The organism is Streptomyces sp. NPDC004134 (assembly GCF_042874195.1).
Lineage (GTDB): Bacteria > Actinomycetota > Actinomycetes > Streptomycetales > Streptomycetaceae > Streptomyces.
The window spans coordinates 646016-664163 of the sequence record NZ_JBIAMS010000001.1; the positions used below are offsets into that span (position 1 = coordinate 646016).

The 18148-nt window shown below is 69.9% G+C and carries 20 protein-coding genes; 10 read left to right on the forward strand and 10 right to left on the reverse strand.

Annotated elements, in window-relative coordinates:
• Positions 1-33 precede the first annotated feature (33 nt).
• The 5 genes from tmk to ACFYVJ_RS03010 all read right to left on the reverse strand — a co-directional run bounded on the left by tmk (position 34) and on the right by ACFYVJ_RS03010 (position 5187).
• Positions 34-690: a dTMP kinase gene (gene tmk / locus ACFYVJ_RS02990; RefSeq protein ID WP_388886001.1), complete on the reverse strand. Its 657-nt coding sequence runs from the start codon at positions 688-690 to the stop codon at positions 34-36.
• Positions 687-2195, reverse strand: a complete 1509-nt coding sequence (locus ACFYVJ_RS02995) for a B12-binding domain-containing radical SAM protein (RefSeq protein WP_388886003.1) — start codon at positions 2193-2195, stop codon at positions 687-689. The genes tmk and ACFYVJ_RS02995 overlap by 4 nt, the downstream gene beginning before the upstream one ends.
• On the reverse strand, positions 2119-2988 hold the full coding sequence (locus ACFYVJ_RS03000) for a hypothetical protein (protein ID WP_388886005.1): 870 nt from the start codon (positions 2986-2988) through the stop codon (positions 2119-2121). The genes ACFYVJ_RS02995 and ACFYVJ_RS03000 overlap by 77 nt, the downstream gene beginning before the upstream one ends.
• Before the next feature lie 280 nt (positions 2989-3268).
• Complete coding sequence (locus tag ACFYVJ_RS03005) at positions 3269-3814, reverse strand: GNAT family N-acetyltransferase (protein ID WP_388886007.1); 546 nt, start codon at positions 3812-3814, stop codon at positions 3269-3271.
• Between the two features lie 20 nt (positions 3815-3834).
• On the reverse strand, positions 3835-5187 hold the full coding sequence (locus tag ACFYVJ_RS03010) for a hypothetical protein (protein ID WP_388886009.1): 1353 nt from the start codon (positions 5185-5187) through the stop codon (positions 3835-3837).
• 336 nt (positions 5188-5523) lie between these two features.
• On the opposite strand from ACFYVJ_RS03010, the gene ACFYVJ_RS03015 reads away from it, so the two are divergent.
• Genes ACFYVJ_RS03015 through ACFYVJ_RS03025 form a run of 3 tightly spaced genes read left to right on the forward strand, consistent with a single transcriptional unit; the run spans position 5524 to position 6729 of the window.
• A complete protein-coding gene (locus ACFYVJ_RS03015) occupies positions 5524-5838 on the forward strand; it encodes a hypothetical protein (RefSeq protein ID WP_388886011.1) in 315 nt (104 codons plus the stop codon).
• Positions 5831-6022, forward strand: coding sequence for a DUF5999 family protein (locus tag ACFYVJ_RS03020; RefSeq protein WP_388886013.1), 192 nt, complete (start codon positions 5831-5833; stop codon positions 6020-6022). Before ACFYVJ_RS03015 ends, ACFYVJ_RS03020 begins: the two co-directional genes overlap by 8 nt.
• A complete protein-coding gene (locus ACFYVJ_RS03025) occupies positions 6019-6729 on the forward strand; it encodes a hypothetical protein (protein WP_388886015.1) in 711 nt (236 codons plus the stop codon). Before ACFYVJ_RS03020 ends, ACFYVJ_RS03025 begins: the two co-directional genes overlap by 4 nt.
• Before the next feature lie 494 nt (positions 6730-7223).
• Here the strand turns inward: ACFYVJ_RS03025 and ACFYVJ_RS03030 are convergent, their stop codons facing one another.
• The 4 genes from ACFYVJ_RS03030 to ACFYVJ_RS03045 form a co-directional block, all read right to left on the reverse strand.
• On the reverse strand, positions 7224-8414 hold the full coding sequence (locus ACFYVJ_RS03030) for a relaxase/mobilization nuclease domain-containing protein (RefSeq protein WP_388886017.1): 1191 nt from the start codon (positions 8412-8414) through the stop codon (positions 7224-7226).
• Positions 8414-8935, reverse strand: coding sequence for a plasmid mobilization relaxosome protein MobC (gene mobC, locus ACFYVJ_RS03035; RefSeq protein WP_388886019.1), 522 nt, complete (start codon positions 8933-8935; stop codon positions 8414-8416). Before mobC ends, ACFYVJ_RS03030 begins: the two co-directional genes overlap by 1 nt.
• 552 nt (positions 8936-9487) lie before the next feature.
• On the reverse strand, positions 9488-10708 hold the full coding sequence (locus tag ACFYVJ_RS03040; protein ID WP_388886021.1) for a DUF3631 domain-containing protein: 1221 nt from the start codon (positions 10706-10708) through the stop codon (positions 9488-9490).
• Positions 10709-11362: 654 nt separating this feature from the next.
• Positions 11363-11614, reverse strand: a complete 252-nt coding sequence (locus ACFYVJ_RS03045; protein ID WP_388886023.1) for a helix-turn-helix transcriptional regulator — start codon at positions 11612-11614, stop codon at positions 11363-11365.
• A 282-nt stretch (positions 11615-11896) separates the two neighbouring features.
• Here ACFYVJ_RS03045 and ACFYVJ_RS03050 point away from each other — a divergent pair, with 282 nt between their 5' ends.
• The 3 genes from ACFYVJ_RS03050 to ACFYVJ_RS03060 are packed head-to-tail and all read left to right on the forward strand — an operon-like array spanning position 11897 to position 13741.
• Positions 11897-12415, forward strand: a complete 519-nt coding sequence (locus ACFYVJ_RS03050; protein ID WP_388886025.1) for a helix-turn-helix domain-containing protein — start codon at positions 11897-11899, stop codon at positions 12413-12415.
• A complete protein-coding gene (gene xerC / locus ACFYVJ_RS03055; RefSeq protein ID WP_388886026.1) occupies positions 12408-13250 on the forward strand; it encodes a tyrosine recombinase XerC in 843 nt (280 codons plus the stop codon). Before ACFYVJ_RS03050 ends, xerC begins: the two co-directional genes overlap by 8 nt.
• On the forward strand, positions 13139-13741 hold the full coding sequence (locus tag ACFYVJ_RS03060; RefSeq protein ID WP_388886162.1) for a tyrosine-type recombinase/integrase: 603 nt from the start codon (positions 13139-13141) through the stop codon (positions 13739-13741). The genes xerC and ACFYVJ_RS03060 overlap by 112 nt, the downstream gene beginning before the upstream one ends.
• 66 nt (positions 13742-13807) lie before the next feature.
• Here the strand turns inward: ACFYVJ_RS03060 and ACFYVJ_RS03065 are convergent, their stop codons facing one another.
• The gene (locus ACFYVJ_RS03065; protein ID WP_199784250.1) at positions 13808-14368 is read right to left on the reverse strand and encodes a hypothetical protein; all 561 of its coding nucleotides are present in this window, start codon (positions 14366-14368) and stop codon (positions 13808-13810) included.
• A 126-nt stretch (positions 14369-14494) separates the two neighbouring features.
• Here ACFYVJ_RS03065 and hemL point away from each other — a divergent pair, with 126 nt between their 5' ends.
• The 4 genes from hemL (at position 14495) to ACFYVJ_RS03085 (ending at position 18148) form a co-directional block, all read left to right on the forward strand.
• On the forward strand, positions 14495-15865 hold the full coding sequence (gene hemL, locus ACFYVJ_RS03070) for a glutamate-1-semialdehyde 2,1-aminomutase (RefSeq protein ID WP_388886028.1): 1371 nt from the start codon (positions 14495-14497) through the stop codon (positions 15863-15865).
• Position 15866: 1 nt separating this feature from the next.
• Positions 15867-16577: a histidine phosphatase family protein gene (locus ACFYVJ_RS03075; protein WP_388886030.1), complete on the forward strand. Its 711-nt coding sequence runs from the start codon at positions 15867-15869 to the stop codon at positions 16575-16577.
• A gap of 206 nt (positions 16578-16783) precedes the next feature.
• Positions 16784-17383 carry a TlpA family protein disulfide reductase gene (locus ACFYVJ_RS03080; protein ID WP_388886032.1) on the forward strand — a complete coding sequence of 200 codons (600 nt, stop codon included), beginning with the start codon at positions 16784-16786 and terminating at the stop codon, positions 17381-17383.
• A 9-nt stretch (positions 17384-17392) separates the two neighbouring features.
• Positions 17393-18148: a cytochrome c biogenesis CcdA family protein gene (locus ACFYVJ_RS03085; protein WP_388886033.1), complete on the forward strand. Its 756-nt coding sequence runs from the start codon at positions 17393-17395 to the stop codon at positions 18146-18148.

Consider the following 18148-nt stretch of genomic DNA (forward strand, 5'->3'; position numbering starts at 1 on the left):
TTCTGTCCGGGGTGTCGCGTGGGGACCCTGCGGTCATGGGGCCGCTTCGTGGCCATCGGGTCTGGTGCGTGAGGTGACGCTACCGGGATGTGTGGAGAGTGCGGTGGCGATTCGAGAAGCCACCTTCGAAGGGGTGGTGTTGCTGGTGTCCACGGTGAGGACGCGGACGCCCAGGCTGGTGAGTATCTGCTCGGCCCGTGCGTACAGCTTGACCTCTCGACCTGGTGCGTCGGGGTCGTGTTCGAAGCGGTGGTGTGCCCCTCGTGCGGCGAGACGCCGGGCGATCGTGGCGGGGTCTGTGGTGAGCAGCACGGCGAGGTCTGGCAGCACGATGTCGGCGTTCAAGGCAAGCAGGAAGGGCTCGGGGACGCCGTCGAGACGCTGCACGACGAGGGTTGAGCCCAGGTACCGGTCGCACAGGACGGTGTCGCCGGCGTCGAGGTGGGGCTGTATTTCCGTCCTGATGTGGTGGTAGCGGTCGGCGGCGACGAGGCAGGCCAGGGCGTGCCCGTGGATGTGGTCGGCCTGGGTCCGGGTGAACTGGCCGAGAGGGCTGGTGGAGGGCTCGGTCGTGGTGTGTATCCGGTGGCCGCGTTCGCGCAGGTCCTCGGCGAGAGCGGTCAGCGTGGTCGACTTCCCTACTCCGCCGGGCCCATCGAGGGTGACGAAGTAGCCGCGCTGCTGATTCATGCCGCGGCCCCGGTGCGGGCGTGCTGTGCGCGGGTGAGGGTCGCGAGCGTCGCGCGCAGCTCGTGCAGGGGGACGTCGCCGAACTGGATGCCGACGCTGAAGTTGAACTCGTCTCGCTGACGCATGGACTCGTCGGCACCCTGGTCGGTGAGGTCGACGTCGCCGTACGCGAGGAGGGCATCGGGGTCATGGCCGTCGGCGGTGAGTTGCTGCCACACCGGCGTGCCGGGGTAGGGGCGGAACTCGAAGACCGAGGCGCGGAAGCCGCCCGGGTTCCGGTCGGCGACTTCCCAGAGGTTGTGGATGTGGCGGACTGTGGCGTCAAGGTCGTTCTGCCGCTCGCCGGGGTAGCCGAGGATGAAGTAGCCCTTGACGTTGATGCCGCGTTCCAGCAGGCGGCGCGCGACGTTCGCGGTCATCTCGGCCGTGATGCGCTTGTCCATCGCCCGCAGGATGCGGTCGCTGCCGGACTCGATGCCCAGGGCCACCTCGCGCAGCCCGTTACGGGCCAGGGTGTCGAGCATGGCGTCGTCGGCGCGGGCCAGGACGTTGATGCGACCGGTCGCGTCCCACACATACCGGTCACCGATCCGGTGCGTGGTGAACGCCTTCATGGCGGAGCGGATGACGCGTGCGGCACCGAGGAACAGGTCGTCCACGAAGCGGAAGGCGGTCGCTCCATGGTCGGCGTGGAGGGTCTCCAACTCGGCGATGATGGTCTCGGGATTGCGGGTGCGGATCTTGATGTCGGGGTTCGCGGAGACGGCGGCGCCGCAGAATCCGCAGTCGTACGGGCAGCCGCGGCTGCCCACGATGTTCGCCTCCACTCGGCCGTCGTCGGCGCGGTAGGGGTCTTGGGTGAGGTACCGGCGGTCGACGAACGGCAGTGCGTCGATGTCGGGGGCGAGGTGCCCGCCGGCGGTGCCGGGGCGGGGAAGGCCCGACGCCGGCGTGCCGAGCAGGTGGTCGCGCCACATGACCCCGGGCAGTTCGGCGCGGCGGCGCTCGTCGTCGAGGAGGGCGGCGACGCGGGTTTCGCCCTCGCCCAGGACCAAGGCGTTCAGCCGGGCCATGCGCGGGTCGGCGAGGATGCGCTGCGGCATGGCCTTGGCCTGGTGCCCACCTGCCATGAGCAGGATGTCGTCGGCGAGCCCGGCGGCGATGTGGGCGGAGAGCTCATAGGTGGGGGCGAGCAGGTTCATGCCGACCCATCGAGGGCGGGCGGCATTGATGATCTCGACGGCCCGGTCGATGCCGAGACCGTGCGCCTCGGCATCCAGGACGCCGACGTTGAAGCCGGCCCGCGCGGCGTATGTGGCGATGTACGCCATCCCCAGGACCGGCAGGGTGTAGTCGTTCACCCGCGGGCGTTGCGCGTAGTCGCGCAGGGGGGCGTTGACGAACAGCGCATCGAGGCTGCGTAAGTCGTCAGCTCCCGTGATCAGCGCGGGTTTCGGGGCGGTTGTCGGGTGGTGCAGCGTGCTCGTGCTGGTCTGTTCGGGCATGGCTCCCCCAGGTGAGAGCGAACAGGGTCAGGGCATGGAGCTGCGTGCGGTTGGCGTCGGCGAATTGGCGCCACTGTGTGGCGAAGGTGCGGTCGGTTTCTGGAAAGGGGAACTCGGGCGCCGCACGGCGCGCCCACGTCCGTACGGCGAGGTCACCGTGCGGGTAGACCGAGAAATCGCCCGTGTGGTCGGCGGCGGCGGCCGAGGCGGTCCACGGGCCGATGCGCGGCACCTCGTCGAGGGCCTTCACGAGGTCCTCGGGCGCGAGCTGGGCCCATGAGGCTCCGTGCTTGGTATAGGCGGTTGCCGCGGCACGCAGTGCCGTGCGGTGGAAGGCGGTGCCCCCTTCGGCGAACGCCTCGTCGGGCAGGCCGAGAACCGTCTCCGGGCTCGGGGCCAGCGCGAGCGGGCCGAAGGCGGTAGCGATCGTGCGACCGTGATCGGCACACCAGCGGCGGTAGAGCTTCCTGGCCTGTTCGGCGCGCACAACCTGGCGGAGGATCGCAGTCGTGACGGCGTCCCACAACGACGGATTCGTCAGCCGCTGCACGGTGCCGAGCGTCGCGAACCGCCGAACCACCGGCGCAGCCTCCGGAGAAGGCGGCAGCTCCTGCGGCGCGGTGCACGGCGCCGACGGGGCGACCGTCCCCTCGGCACCAACAGGGTGCAGGAGCAGCCCGGCAGCAGGTCGCCACTCGGCGAGCCACGGCACGCCCTGGTGCGTGACGAGGCGCACGGGCTCGTCCGAGGGTCCGGTCAGCCAGCCGGGGTGGTCGGTGGTCAGAGAGGTCATCACGATCGCGTCTCCTGGGTACGGTGCGTGTGGCGCCCGGAATGGGAGATGCCATCGTTTCCTCTCAGTCCGCAGCGACGGAGGAGACATGACGATTCTTGTGTGAAATGAATCCTCCGAGCATCACCGTCCCAGACCGTCCGGCCTTCGGCTGGTACTCCTCGTCGGTGCCGATCGCACCGTCTTCGTTCGCGGAACTGGTGGTTCAGCAACGAAGCTCGAACTCTGTGGTCGTGACGAACCGTCCGTTAGCGATCAAATTGTGCCGGGCTTGGCTGTTCTAGCCCATCCACTCGCGGTCGAGGATCGCGTGGATGATCGAGTCACGCCACTGCCCGTTCTTCTTGATGTGCTCGCGGATGCGTCCTTCTTCGATCATCCCGGCCTTGAGCATTGTTCTCGCGGATGCTTCGTTCAGCGGTGAACGGGCGCCCCAGATGCGATGCAGGCCGAGGTCGTCGAAGCCGAAGGCGAGCACGAGGCGGACCGTCTCCTCGCCGTAGCCGATGCCCCAACGGTCAGGTCGCAGAGCAAATCCGAAGGTGGCGCCTCCGGGTTGGTGGGGATCCATGGCCAGGCGTACGAAGCCAACCAACTTGCCGCCGCCACGTTCGACCACAGCCAGGGCGTACTCTTCGCGCGGTGTGGCTGTGGCCGTTGACTTCGCCCTGGCCACCACCTGCCCGACCTCGTCCCGGCTGCGAGGCGGAAAGCTCAGATGGGCGGTGGCTTCGTCACTGCCATAGATCGCCAGGACGGCGTCGACGTCTTCGTCGGCGATCTCGCGAAGAGCCAGCCGGGGCCCGCGACCTTTGACCGGATACATGCCCGGACTGTACTTGGCCGTCAACGGGGCAGGGCGAGGGTCGGATGGCTGCTGAAGGCGACGATCTGCTCGCGTAGGTCCCGGGCCGTCACGGCGTTGCGGATCGGATCGGTGGTGAGAGCCGTGCGTACGCGCTGGGCCGAGCTGATGATGCCGTGGTTCCGCTGGCCGGGTGGTAGGGCGAGAACCGGTTGGACGGCGTCTGCGGCTCCTTCCACGTCGCCGGAGTAGAGGCGGGCGAGGGCCAGGTTCGACTGGGAGCCGGCCTCGTCGCCGAACGCCCAGTGCGGGTTCTCGTGGTCGCTGAAGCCCTGCACGGCGTCTTCGGCCCGTTGGATCAGCTCGGTGCCGCCGTTGCCGAGAAGTACGTTCGACTCGACCTCGTAGTACCGGTGCTTGATCTCCGGGTAGTAGTAGATCCCGCCGAGGTCATCCAGGTCGTCGGGCGTCGTTGCCTCGCGTAGCTCGGCGGCTCGACGGTTGGCAGCCTGGACCGTGTCGTAGTCGCCAAGGGCGGCGCTTGCTCGTGCTTCGAGGCCAGCGAGCCAGATGCATACGCTGCCGGGGAAGTCCGGGGCCGTGGCGGTGCCCTGGCAGGCGTAGTGCAGAGCGTCCTCCGGCCGGTCGGCCCAGTACGAGATCAGGGACTGCAAGCCGCGAACCCAGGCGCTCATCGCGCTGTGCTCGGCCTGGTTGGCACAGACAGACGCTGCTCTGGCATGGCTCATGGCCGAGTGCGGATCGCCGAGGTCGTGGCACGCCTTGGCCAGCATCCCCGAGGTGAGGGCCGACATCAGATAGAGATCGCGGATCTGGGACGGCCGGGCTTGGCCGCTCTCGATCAGGCGGAAGGCCGAGTCCTGGAGATGCACGAGGTCATCGAGGATTTCGGACAGGGGAACGCGGACGTAGATCCCGGTGATTCGCCGGATCTCTTCTTGGAGGTAGCTCAGGGTCTCCGGGCCTACCTCGTTCTGTTCCGCGCCCATGGCGAACGTTATTGCGCGCCTTGAGGCCATAGCTGCGTTCCGTCCCATTCTCTGCAAGTCCGCGTCGGGGGTGACGTGGAGTCGTTCGTGCTGAACCTTGACTGGCGCTGCGGTCCCGGGCCCCGCCTCCACTTGCGCTTCAGCGAGGAGCTGGGTGATCGGCCGTTGGAAGAGCCTGGCGAGTACACGGCGCGCCTCGTTCTGCGGCGTCACCTTTCCTAAGTACCAGCGCTCAAAGGTCTTGACCGAGATCGTGAGGGTGGCCAGTGAGGCATCCCCTGTTTCTCGGGCCAGGCTTCGCGCCGCCTTTGAGTACTCGTGGAGAAAGGCGCCGTATTCCCCCCAACCTCGTTGGTCGATGAGGACCCGGAGGAGTGTGGCCATTGTGCGTCCTCCTCTGCCAAGTGCCAGCGGTCATAACGACCGTACGACTCCGATGCCCCTGAACGCGGTTGTTCAGGCGTCCTTGGTGACTCTGACCCAACTCTGACGTGAGTCTGCCCTTGGAGGGCGCCCCCATCCGCCACAGTGACGCCAGTCTGACGGTGGATCTGACCTCCGGTCTGGCACCACCATCGGCAGCTCAACATCACTGAGTACTCGACACATCGCATACCGCAATCAGATGGCGCGGCACGAACCGAGTAGTGCATCCACGACCAGCACTCGTGAGCGCCCGCCCCCGACACCCAGACCGACCGCGCACAGGCGGAGATCACGATGGCAGCTAGAGACCTGGAGATGGGTCACCAACCCCACCCGCTGCTGCACTGCTTGGTCATCGACACCGAGCATGGCGGACGTGTCGGCGTTCTGCGGGCCGTGGCACCCGACGTGGACGACATCCGTCTGGAGCCGATCTTCAGGGTGCCGGAGGCGCCGCCGGTCGCGTGGCTCCAGGAGGAGCGGGGCGGTAAGGAGTGGACGACCCCCCTCACCGCGATCGGAGAAGTACCCGGTGCCCACACCACCCCGGGGACACCACGCGAACACAGCGTGGACGCGGGCGGCAGGGAGGGCGCTGATCGTGTGTAGCCATCAACCGCGCTGCCCGGGTGCGGAGTCGCCTGGCCGTGACGCGGCTAAGCGCGTGAGGCGCGACTGGTCGCTGGGCTTCAGCCTCCTGTGCAACGGCGTGCTGATCTTCGATGACACCGGCGAGTTGCTTCCCGACGGTCGCGTGATCAGCCCGCGCCGCCCGGCCCGGGGGGCGTTATGACGCCGCGGGAGCCGCACTACCAGCACGTCCTGCGGGTGCCGGCGATTGCACCGTGGACGGGCGAAACCCCGCTCTCGGCGCAGTTGACGCGGAGGTGGCTTCCGGCCCTCGGCGGCGAGGGGATCGGGTACGTGGACGAGCAGCCGGCCGACCGGCATCGGGGTCTGCTGTGGAAGCGGGTGCCGGAGGCGGAGGGCAAGGGGCGTGCGCAGCTCGGTCTCGTGCACGGTCCGCGCCAGCGTCGGGCGATGAACGAGAAGCTGTGCCAGGTCTGCTTCGCCCCGGCCGCAGCGAGCGTGGGTGAACCGCTGCTGTTCATCGCCGCCGGGGACACACCCAATACGGCCGGGGAGCGCATGACCCAGCCCCCGGTCCACAAGGAGTGCGCTGAGGATGCCGTGCGCGACTGCCCGCATCTGGGCGATGTCTACTCCGCGGCGCTGGTGGAGCGCACGTCGAGCTGGGGTGTCGCGGGCCTCATCTATCACCCGGAGACTCTGAAGCCTCTTCCCGTCCAGCGGGGGAACGGCCTCACCCTGGTCCCCTACACCAGCCCCGCTGCACGGCTGCGGTGGACCCTGGCGGCCCAGGAGGTCATCACCGTCCACCGCTGCACGCCGGTGCGCCTGGACGAACTCCCCACCGAGAGCGAGACCGCGGGCGCCCGCCGCTTAGGGCCCGGGACGGGAGCTGCCCGGTGCCCGTAGTCGACGCCCTGGTTGTACTCGCCGCCGCGTCACGGAGGTCCCGTTTCCGGCGTGTGCCAGCGTTCCCGCCGCACCGGTACCGGTGTTGTAGACCCCGCCCTGCTGGGCGTTGAAGCCCCTGCTGCCCGCCGGATGCCGGACCTTCACCTTCCCGGAGAGGACCCATCCCCCGGGGTCCGTGGTCCTTCCCGGCGGGCAGCAGGTCACCACCGCGGCGCGGTGGATTCCCCAACCGCTGTACTAGTTACGTCTTTGGGAGTTCCGTTTCTCATGTCCCCTGCCTTCCCGATCCTGGTCTGCCATTCCGCGGGATCAGCGCATGACGACCTCGCACGGCAGGTCGCCCGGATCGCCTCCGAAGTCGCTCCGGCCGTCGAAGACGTCACCGCGCTACGGCTTCCCCCGTATGTCGAGGTCCTTCTCGTTACCCGGCGGGGCTGGATCCGACGCACGCGCAAGTACGCCGAGCGGATCGTCCGCGAGGACCTGGCGGCCTACGGGCCGGACCGTGCTGCGCTGAAGTGGCTCAACCGCAGGCTCAAGACGGACGCGACCAGGTGGCTGGAGGTGCGGAGTTCGGCGGCTTGGGCGTAGTCGAAGCGGATGGCCGAGCGGGTGGCGCGTTCGAAGGTCTGGGCGGCGGCGAAGAGTTCGCGGCGGGCGGGGCCGGTGGTGAGGGCGGGCAGGATATCCAGCAGCTCGCCGGCGGCGGCCAGCTCGCCTTGGGCGGCGGACAGGCTGCCGCCCTCGTGCAGGGTGCGGTGGGCGTTACGGAGTGCTGTGGTTGTGTGGCGCCAGCGCTCGTCGGGTCGGGCTCGGTGGGTGGTGGGGGTGTCGGAGGGCTGGCTGGTAAGGCGGGCGCGGATCTTCGGCAGGGAAAGATCCGGGGCGAGTTTGCCGCCCGGGAACCAGATCGGGTCGCCGGCGGCGTTGGTGTCGTCGGCGAGGGCGACTTTGTAGCCGAGGGTGTCCCCGGAGGGGGCGATGCGCTTGTCGACGAGGACGTCGGCCCCGGCCAGCAGAGCGAAGAAGTGGTCTTCGTCCTGGGCGTGGGCGGCGGCGGTGCGGACGGTGGCACGCAGCTTCTCCCGTGGTGTGACGGGGCTGCCGGTGCGGCGGGTGGCTTTCTCGGTTTCGGCGCGGGTGGGGCGTTTGGCGGCGGTGCGGTTGCCGCGGTCGTAGGCACGTAGCCCCCACTCGGTCTCTATCGTCGCCAGTTCGGCGTCGGCGCGGTGGTAGTCGTTCCAGTGGCGGGGGCGGCGCAGGTCCCCGCGCATCTTGGTGGCGACGATGTGGATGTGGTCCGGTGCGTGGCGGGCGGCGATCCAGCGGCAGCCGTCCGGGTCGCCGGTCGGGGCGATGCCGGTGGCGTGCACGATGCGGCGGGCGACCTGGGCCCACTGCTCGTCGGTGAGGACCGGGTCTTCGGGCGCGGTCCGGATCGCGCAGTGCCACACGTGGCCCTTCGGTGCGCGGTCGCCGGCCTGTTTCACCCGCAGATCAAGGGCCTGCACCAACTGGCCGAGGGCTTGCTGGGGGTTGTCGGTGCGGCCGGGGTCGGGGACCAGCTCGTCCCAGGCGACGACGAGGTGCGGGTCGGTGTGGTCGTGGCCGCGGCCAGTCTTGTACAGATAGGCGATCGTGTTGCGGGTGCTGTGGCCCGGCTTCATGATCTTCGCGATCATCAGCGCGCCCGGCCGGTGGCGGCCCGGTGGGCCGAGGAGTCCACGGACTCCAGAACTTCCTGGATGAGCGTGATGGCCTGCACTGCGGCGGCCAGCACAGCCGTGTCCGTGGGGTGAGTGGGGCCGCGGGAGTTCAGTCGCTTGGCGATCTGGTTGACGTTCTTGCCGACTCGGGAGATGGCGGTGCGCAGGGCCGCGAGTTCATCGATCAGGTCATCGGTGGCAGTGCGCTGACCGACGAGCGGGATGGAGTGGTCGACCACGGCCATGGTGGCATCCGCCATCAGATGAGCGACCGCGATGTTCAGCTCCCTGGCCCGCGTCTTGATCTGGGCTTCCTCGGCACGGCTGAAGCGGACCGTCAACCGCCGGGTGCGCTGACGGGTATCGCGGCGCCGGCGGCGAGCAGCGCGGTGCACGGCAGCGGCGATGGCGGCACGGATCGGCAACGGCCCGGCGGACTCGCCGCTCGTCCCGCTCTGGTCCGGCTCCCCCCGGAGCCGGACCACTTCCTCCGCCACCCCCGGGGCGGAAACACCCCCGCTGGGGCCGGCCTTGGACGGTCCAGGGGGATACCTTGCTGCGCGGTTGGCAGGCGGGTCGCCGGTGTCGGAGCGGCGGCCGGCGGTCTGATCGGGGCCGGGCATGGTTGCCGTCCTTTCTCGTGCGGGTCGGGTGCTATCCGTCCCATGCGTTGCAGGGCTGGTCAGCACAGGTACGGATACGGGGACCGGGACGGATGAGTCCGTCCCGTCGAACCAGTCCGTCCCAGCGCTGAGCTGCGCGGGGACGGATGGGACGCATCCGGCCGTCCCGGGACGGACTATCGGCGGCGGAACCGGACGTGGTGCCAGGCGGTGGAACCGCCACCACACTCGGGACCGGGGACCGGGGACCGGGGACCGGGGACCGGGGACCGAGCAGCGGGGACCGGGGACCGAGCAGCGGGGACCGGGGACCGAGCAGCGGGGACCGGGGACCGGGACGGATGTGTGCGTCCCGTCGAGCCCATCCGTCCCGGCGTTGACCTGCGGTGGGACGGATGGGACGCATCCGGCGGTCCCCGGGACGGACTATCGGCGGCGCGCGGGACCGGGCGTAGGGCCGGGTGGCGGGACCGCCACCGTGTTCGGGACCGGGACCGGCGCGGGGACCGTGCTCGGGGACCGGGACGCGGTCGCGGCCGGGGCCGCGGTTGGGGACGGTCCCGCGTGGTGGGGTGGGGTGGGTTCGGGTTGGGGTTCGGGTTCGGGTTCGGGTTCGGGGCAGTAGCGGTCCCAGGCGTCGGTGAACTTGCTGCGGGGGTATCCCTTGGCCTGGGTGCCTTCGGGGAAGCGGATGTTGACCGGGGTGATACCGAAATCGCGCAGCAGGTTACTCAGGTGGTAGGCGTTCAGCCCACCAGTCGCGTGGTCGGCCCAAGGGGCTTCCGCGTCCTGGCACAGGGTGGCGAGCAGGTCGCGGGTGCGCAGCGCGGTGGGGTTGCCAGCGTCGGCGAAGGCGCGGCGGATGTCGCGCAGCAGCCGGGTCTTCAGGCTGGCTTCCTCGTCCTGGCCGGCCTCGTGCGCGGTCATCGCGACGCATGCCGTGCGGGCCAGGGTGGGCCAGTGGCCGCCGGCGAGGTCGGCCACCAGCACCAGCGGCTCCCAGGTGTCCGCGGCGCGGTCGGCCACCGGCATCGCCGGGGTCATCTCGGCGGCCTGCTCGGTCAGCGGGGTCAGCCACGCGGTCAGCCGCTCGCGCAGGTCGTTGAGGAGCCGGCTGTCGCGGGGTACGCGGAAGTCGGCGATCTCCTCGCCTTTGTGGCGGCGCTGCATCCGGATGAAGATGGCGCGGTCCATGATGGTGTCCGGCAGGTCGCCGATCCCCGCGAGTGCGGCCATGGCGAAGGTGGGAAACGGGGTCGGCTGGTGTTCAGGGCCGGTGATCCGCCAGGCCGGGCGGTTGCGCTGGTGCCCGGCGTTGAGCAGCCCGCGCAGTTCCTCGTTCTTCTCCGCCACCTTCGCGCCGAAGATCGTGTCCGCCTCGTCCACCAGCAGCGTCGGCGGCTCCATACCGATGACCCGGAAGATGACCGCCGGGCTGGTGTTCACCGTGATCATCGGTCTGTTGACCGTCTCGGCAAGGATGTCCAGCAGACGGGACTTCCCGCACTTCTTCGTCGGCCCCACGATCGCCATCCTCGGCGCATGCTGCAACACCGGCTGAAGGTGGCTGGCCGCCACCCACAACGTGACCGCGGTCAACGCCTCCTCATTCGGCAGCACCACGTACCGGGCAATCGCCGACCGCAACTCGCCCAGCACCTCCGCCCCGTCAACGACACCCCGACCAGCCGAAGCAGTCGATTCAGACGAGGAGGCCGACCCGGTCAGGTCAGCGGAGGACAGGCCACCGGAACCCTCGGAGACATCCGCCCTCCCGTGCCCATCGGTCCCTGGCGGTGCTGCGGTCGGGTCGCTGACCGCGGGGTCAGCCGCCCGGTCCGCCGCGGTCGGCTGACCGGATGCCCTGCCTCGGTCGGAAGTCGTGGTGCGGTCTGCGGATGTGGACTGACCGGAACTCGCGGGTTCGGCCTGGGGGTTCTGTTCGCGTGCCGTGGCCGTCCGGGCGGCATTGCGCTCGGCGCGCGCGACCAGCTCAGCAGCACGGGTATCACGGCGTTGCTCCCGGTGCGAGACGGGTGCGGAGGGCTGCGGTCCCTGTCGTTCCTGGCTGGCGCGGGCCGCAGCAACGAGGTGATCACCTGTCTCTTGGCCGGTGCCGGCGGATTGTGGTGGTTCGGTGGGAGGGGTCGGGGCTGTACCCTCACTCACGGACATTCCTCACCCGGTGCGGGCCAGGCAGCCACCCGGCCCACACCGCTTGGTAGATCGCTTACAGGGCGGTTTCTTGAGGTGTCTTCGGCCCCTGGTGTTGGCGCACCGGGGGCCACCTCGTCTTGGCGGTCAGGCCGCGTCGTGGTCCGTCGTCCGGGAATCCAGCCACACCTCCACCTCCTCCCAGCGGTAGCGCAGGTGACGGCCGACCTTGGTCGCCTTCGGACCGATCCCCCGGTGATTCCAGGAGTACAAAGTCCCCAGCGGAACACCGAGGTAGGCCGACAACTCCTCCGGGGAGGCCAGCGGCCGGCGCTCCGAGCTGGACGACGGCGTACGGGACGAGGCCGCGGCGGACCCACTGGCACGGGATGAACGCATCCAACACTCTCCATCATGACGAGACGGTGGCCGCGCAGCACCGGACGGTGCCACACGATCGGGAACCCATCCAGCGACATTGTGGCCGAAACCATGTAACACGACCAAACGACACCGGGCGTTGAACTCGACCCATCAATTGTCAGCAAGAACGCCGGTTTGCCTAACCGACGATCGCCGTCTATGTTCCCCGCCGCACACCGCCGACCACCCCGGCCCCACACCTCGAAGCCGTACACTGGGACTTGCCTGAGACCCGCCCCCCAGGCCAACATCGCGGTCATGGCAACCCGCCCCGTGGAGATCGGCCCCACCGGCCGTCAGACCGCCACCAACATCGAACGCATCCGCACCCTCCTCGGCATCTCCCAGCGCCAACTCGCCGAGCGCCTGACCGACTTGGGCCGCCCCATCCCCTCCACCGCACTCAGCAAGATCGAACGCGGCGACCGCCGCTGCGACGTCGACGACCTCGCCGCCCTCGCCGCCGCCCTCGGCGTCTCACCAACCACCCTCCTGCTCCCCCCGGTCGCCGACGACACCACCACCACCGTCACCGGCGCCGGTCAAGTCACCACCCGCCACGCCTGGGACTGGGCCGACGGCATCCACCCCCTCCTCCCCCGCGAGAACGACAGCGCCCTCGACCACGCCACCCGCACCCGCCCCGAAGGCCGCCGCGCCGACCACCTCGTCACGAACGGAGGCAACCCCCCGGGCCCGAATCCGCTCGGCCACCTGACCAAGACCGAACTCATCCACCTGCTGGACGACCTCAAGGAGGCCCTGCTCGATGGCTGACGTCTACGACCGATGGCACAAATCCCACCCCAAGCCCGACGACCCCCAATGCCCCGAGCACAAGAGCCGCACCCGCCGCCTGGTACCCACCAGCGAACACGGCACCGGCAAACGCTGGCAGGTCCGCTACCGCGACCTCAACGGCACCCAGCGCAAAGAGAACTACGAAATCAAAGCCAAGGCTGACGCCCGCGCGGCCGAGGTCGAGAACGACTTGCAGCGCGGCGTCTACGTCGACCCCTCGGCCGGGAAGATCACCCTCGCCAAGTACGCCGAGCAATGGCTCGCGGCCGTAACAGCGGGACCGACGACGTACGAGCGGTACGAGCGGGAAATCCGGAACCACATCGTTCCGCACCTCGGCGGGCACGAGGTCCGCAACCTGACCCGACCGTCGAGCATCCAGGGCTGGATCAAGAAGGTACAGGCCGCCGGGCTACAGGCGTCCAGCATCGGCTGCGTCCACGACGTCCTGGTGGGCATGCTGGACGCGGCCGTCGAGGACGGTCTCCTGGCTCGGAACCCGTGCCGGTCCAGTTCCGTGAAGCTGCCGAAGCACGCGAAGAAGCCGGTGGTGCCGTGGACGCTCGACCGGGTTCAAGCGGTGATCTCCGGTCTCCCCGACCGTTTCACGGCCGGCGGCTCGCTGGGCTTCGGCTGCGGACTCGTCAGGGAGAGATCTTCGGCGTCGCCGAAGGCGACATCGACTTCCCCCGCAAGCTCATCCACGTCAGACGCCAGATACGGCTGGTACGCAGCAAGAAGGTGTTCGCTCTGCCGAAGGGCGATCGGATTCGCTCCGTGCCGTTGCCTGACGAGCTGGCCAAGGTGCTGAAGCGGCACCTGAAGAAGTTCCCCGCGACCGACATCGCCTTGCCCTGGGCCACGCCGGACGGTGAGCCGCAGACGCACCGGCTGATCTTCACGGATACCAAGGGCAACGCCTACAACCGGAGCGTCTTCAACCAAGGCGACTGGAAGCGCGCGCTCGTCGTCGCCGGAGTCATCCCGCCCCGCGAGCGCGGAGTGAAGTACATGGCCGCCGCGCCCGACGACGGCATGCATGCCCTCCGGCACACGTACGCCTCGGTGCTCCTCGACGCCGGGGAGAGCATCAAGGCGCTCTCCGAGTACCTCGGGCACTCCGATCCCGGCTTCACGCTGCGGACGTACACCCACCTCATGCCGCAGAGCGAGGCCCGCACCCGTCAGGCGATCGACACCGTCCTGGGTGCCGGCGTCGGCAAGGGCAGGGCGGACACGACAGAGGGCACATCCCCCGAAGATCACTCCGGCGTGTGCCCTCAATGTGCCCTGGCGGCCTGATCACCGCCTTTGCGAGACCTCTGAGTCCGCTCCTGCAACCGAGACCGTAACCCACTAAAGCGCAGGTCAGGGCCACACTAGACAGTACGGCTGATGCCCCGCCTCGTGGAGCCTGTCGGCGAACTCCTGCCACTCGTGGAGCATCCGGTAGACGTCGAAGGCGTCGCGAGGGCCGCCGCGGTCGGGGACCGTGGACCAGATGAAGGCGGCGGCGCCGACCTCCTCCTCGCCGATGCCGCGGAGGGGGTCGACCACCGTCATGGGGAGGCGGACCACCGCGTAGTCGGGGTGGAGGACGACGAGTTCCAGGGGCGGGACCTTGTGCAGCGGTATGCCCTCGATGCCGGTGAGGACCATCGCGGACATCGTCTCGGGCTTCACCTTGGCGAAGAGCCCGCCCTGGCCGAGTTCGTCGCCGCCGAGTTCCTCGGGGCGCATGGAGATCGGCACGCGGGCGGCCGTCGCGCCGTCGGGCGCGCCGAAGTACTTGTACGTCACGCCGCCCGACCGGCCGTCGTTCCTGTTCACGCCCTCGCCGCCGTGGTTCACCCGGCGATGGCGTCCTGACCTGGCGCGCCGGGGCCCTCGGTCATCGGTCCCTTCGCCCAGTTCGCCACCGCGATGCATATCTCCACCCGACTGCTCTCAGATGTGCACTGCCCCCGCCGCGCAACCCGATCATCGTCTCAGCTACATCCCCAGCGGCGGGCCCGCGAAACACCCCGACGCGGGTCGCCTTGCGACTCTGAGACCATGGCTTGCGTGACTTATCCGTACCAGGCTCCAGTCTCGCAGAAGCTCTACGACCGTGCGGCCGCCGTGACGCCCGGCGGCGTGAACTCTCCGGTGCGTGCGTTCCGCGCCGTGGGCGGTACGCCCCGGTTCATGGTGTCGGGGAAGGGTCCGTACCTGACGGACGCCGACGGTCGCGAGTACGTCGACCTCGTCTGCTCGTGGGGACCGATGATCCTCGGCCATGCGCACCCCGAGGTGACCGCCGCGGTACAGGAGGCCGTCGCGCGCGGGACGTCGTTCGGCACCCCCGGGACCGGCGAGGTGGCGCTCGCGGAGGAGATCGTGTCCCGGGTCACCCCTGCTGAGCAGGTACGACTCGTCTCCTCCGGTACCGAGGCGACGATGTCGGCGATCCGGCTGGCGCGCGGGTTCACCGGGCGGGCGAAGGTCGTGAAGTTCGCCGGCTGCTACCACGGGCACGTCGACGCGCTGCTCGCCGCGGCCGGCTCCGGGGTCGCCACGCTCGGGCTGCCGGATACCCCCGGGGTCACCGGCGCGCAGGCCGGCGAGACCCTCGTACTGCCGTATAACGATTTGGCAGCCGTCCGCGCGGCGTTCGAAGAGCACCCCGGCGACATCGCCTGCGTGATCACCGAGGCGTCCCCCGGGAACATGGGCACGGTGCCGCCGCTGCCCGGTTTCAACCAGGGGCTGAAGGACCTGTGCGCCGAGCACGGCGCGCTCTACGTGTCCGACGAGGTGATGACCGGCTTCCGTACCTCCAGGGCCGGCTGGTACGGCGTCGACGGTGTGACCCCGGACCTGATGACCTTCGGCAAGGTCATGGGCGGCGGCTTCCCCGCCGCCGCGTTCGGCGGCCGGGCGGACGTCATGGCGCGACTCGCGCCGGCCGGGCCGGTGTACCAGGCGGGCACGCTCTCCGGGAACCCCGTCGCCACCGCCGCCGGGCTCGCGCAGCTCCGGCTCCTGGACGACGCGGCGTACGACACGCTGGACGCCGTCTCCCGGCAGCTCCGCGGGCTCGCCACCGAGGCGCTGGCCAAGGAGGGCGTGCCGCACCGGGTGCAGACGGCGAGCAACATGTTCTCCGTCTTCTTCACCGACTCGGACTCCCCCGTCGTCGACTACGAGGGCGCGAAGGCGCAGCGTACGGAGCAGTTCACGGCCTTCTTCCACGCCATGCTCGCCGAGGGCGTGTACCTGCCGCCGTCCGCCTTCGAGTGCTGGTTCGTCTCCACCGCCCTGGACGGGGACGCGATGGAGCGGATCGCCCGCGCGCTGCCCGTCGCGGCCCGCGCGGCGGCCGAAGCGGGCGCGGAAGCCGGGGGCGGGTCGGCGGCCGGCGAGCAGGACGTCCAAAATGGCTGACATGCGCGGTAAAGATGAAGAGAATCTCACCGTCGTGCACGTCGTACGCCACGGTGAGGTCCACAACCCCGACGGCGTCCTCTACGGCCGCAACCCCGGCTACCACCTCTCCGACCTGGGCCGGCGGATGGCCGAGCGCGTCGCGGAGCACCTCGCCGCGCGCGACGTGCGGTACGTCGTCGCCTCCCCGCTGGAGCGCGCGCAGGAGACCGCCGCGCCGGTCGCGAAGGCGCACGGCCTGGAGGTCGCCACCGACGACCGGCTCATCGAGGCGGCCAACGTCTTCGAGGGCAAGTCGTTCGGCGTCGGGGACGGCGCGCTGCGCAAGCCGGCGAACTGGAAGTACTTCAGCAACCCCTTCCGCCCCTCCTGGGGCGAGCCGTACATCGAGCAGGTCGTACGGATGACGGGCGCGCTCCAGTCCGCCCGCGAGGCCGCCCGCGGCCACGAAGCCGTCTGCGTCAGCCACCAACTGCCCATCTGGATCCTGCGCAGCTTCGCCGAGGGCCGGCGGCTGTGGCACGACCCGCGGTCGCGGCAGTGCACGCTGGCGTCGCTGACGACGTTCACGTTCGACGGCGACGACATCGTCTCCGTGGGCTACAGCGAACCCGCCCGCGACCTGGTGCCGCCGCACCTCCTCGCGGGGGCGCAGCGCAAGTTCGGCCGGGGCGCCATCCGCGGCGCGGCGGCCAACGCCCCGCGGGCGTAGCGCACGGGGCGGCCGCACAAGGCTGCCCGTCCGGGCCCGTGCGCGGTCCTGCGGACCCCCTGCCGGCGCAGGACCGCGGCCCCGCGGCCCCGCGGCCGCGCGGGACCGACGGCCCCGCGGACCGGCTGAGCAGCCCCTCCGTCCCGCCGCGCGGCGCTAGAGGGGGGTGGAGAAGATCCCTGTCCGGGCCATGCGAAACTTTTCACATGATTTCTGCGAGGAGGCTCCACCGCCGGACCCTCGCGGCCGCCGCCGCGGCCGCCGCCGGCGCGCTGGCGCTGACCGCGTGCGGCGAGGACGCGACGTCGTCCGGTGGCAACACCCAGTTCGTCAGCGGCACCGGCCAGCTCACCGTGGTGAAGGCGACCGAGCGCCTCGCCGCGCCGGACATCTCCGGCGAGACCACCGACGGCGAGGAGCTCGCGCTCGCCGACTACCGCGGCAAGGTCGTCGTCCTCAACGTGTGGGGCTCCTGGTGCGCCCCCTGCCGCGCCGAGGCGCCGAACCTGCGCAAGGTCTCCGAGGACACCGCCGACCGCGGCGTACAGTTCGTCGGCATCAACACCCGCGACCTCGACGTGGCCAACGCCCAGGCGTTCGACCGCTCCTTCAAGATCGAATACCCGAGCCTGTACGACCCGTCAGGGAAGCTGATCCTGAAGTTCCCCGAGAACAGCCTCTCGCCGCAGGCGATCCCCTCCACGCTCATCCTCGACCGCGAGGGGAAGATCGCCGTACGGGCCCTCAAGCCGCTCTCCGAGAAGGAGCTGCGCAAGGCGCTCGAACCGGTCATCGAGGAGAAGTGACGTAACGCCATGGAGCCGAACCAGACCGTGCTGACCGGGGCCCTGCTGCTGGCCCTGCCGGTCGCGGTGCTCGGCGGCCTGGTGTCCTTCTTCTCCCCGTGCGTGCTGCCGCTCGTCCCCGGCTATCTCAGCTACGTCACCGGGGTCAGCGGCACCGACCTGGAGAACGCCCGCCGCGGCCGGATGGCCGCGGGCGCGGGGCTCTTCGTCCTCGGCTTCACCGCGGTCTTCGTCTCGACGGGCGCGTTCTTCGGCAGCGTCGGCAACAACCTGCTGGAGCACCGGGAGACGATCTCGAAGGTCGTCGGCGCGCTGACGATACTGCTCGGGCTGATGTTCATGGGGATACTGGGCCGCACCCTCGGCGGGCTCACCCAGCGGGAGTTCCGGATCCACAAGCGGCCCGCGGTGGGACTCGCCGGGGCGCCGATGCTCGGCATGGTCTTCGGCATCGGCTGGACGCCGTGCATCGGGCCGACGCTGATGTCGGTGCTCGCGCTCTCCACGCAGGAGGCCAGCGCCGGCCGCGGCGCGCTGCTCACGGTCGCGTACTGCCTGGGCCTGGGGCTGCCGTTCATCGTCGCCGCCATCGCCTTCCGGCGTGCGCTCGGGGCGTTCGCCTGGGTCAAGCGGCACTACGTGTGGGTCATGCGAATCGGCGGCGGCATGCTCGTCGTGACCGGCATCCTGCTACTCACGGGCGCCTGGGACCGCATCATCAACGAGATGCAGGTCTGGACGTCGAACTACACGGTGGGGATCTGA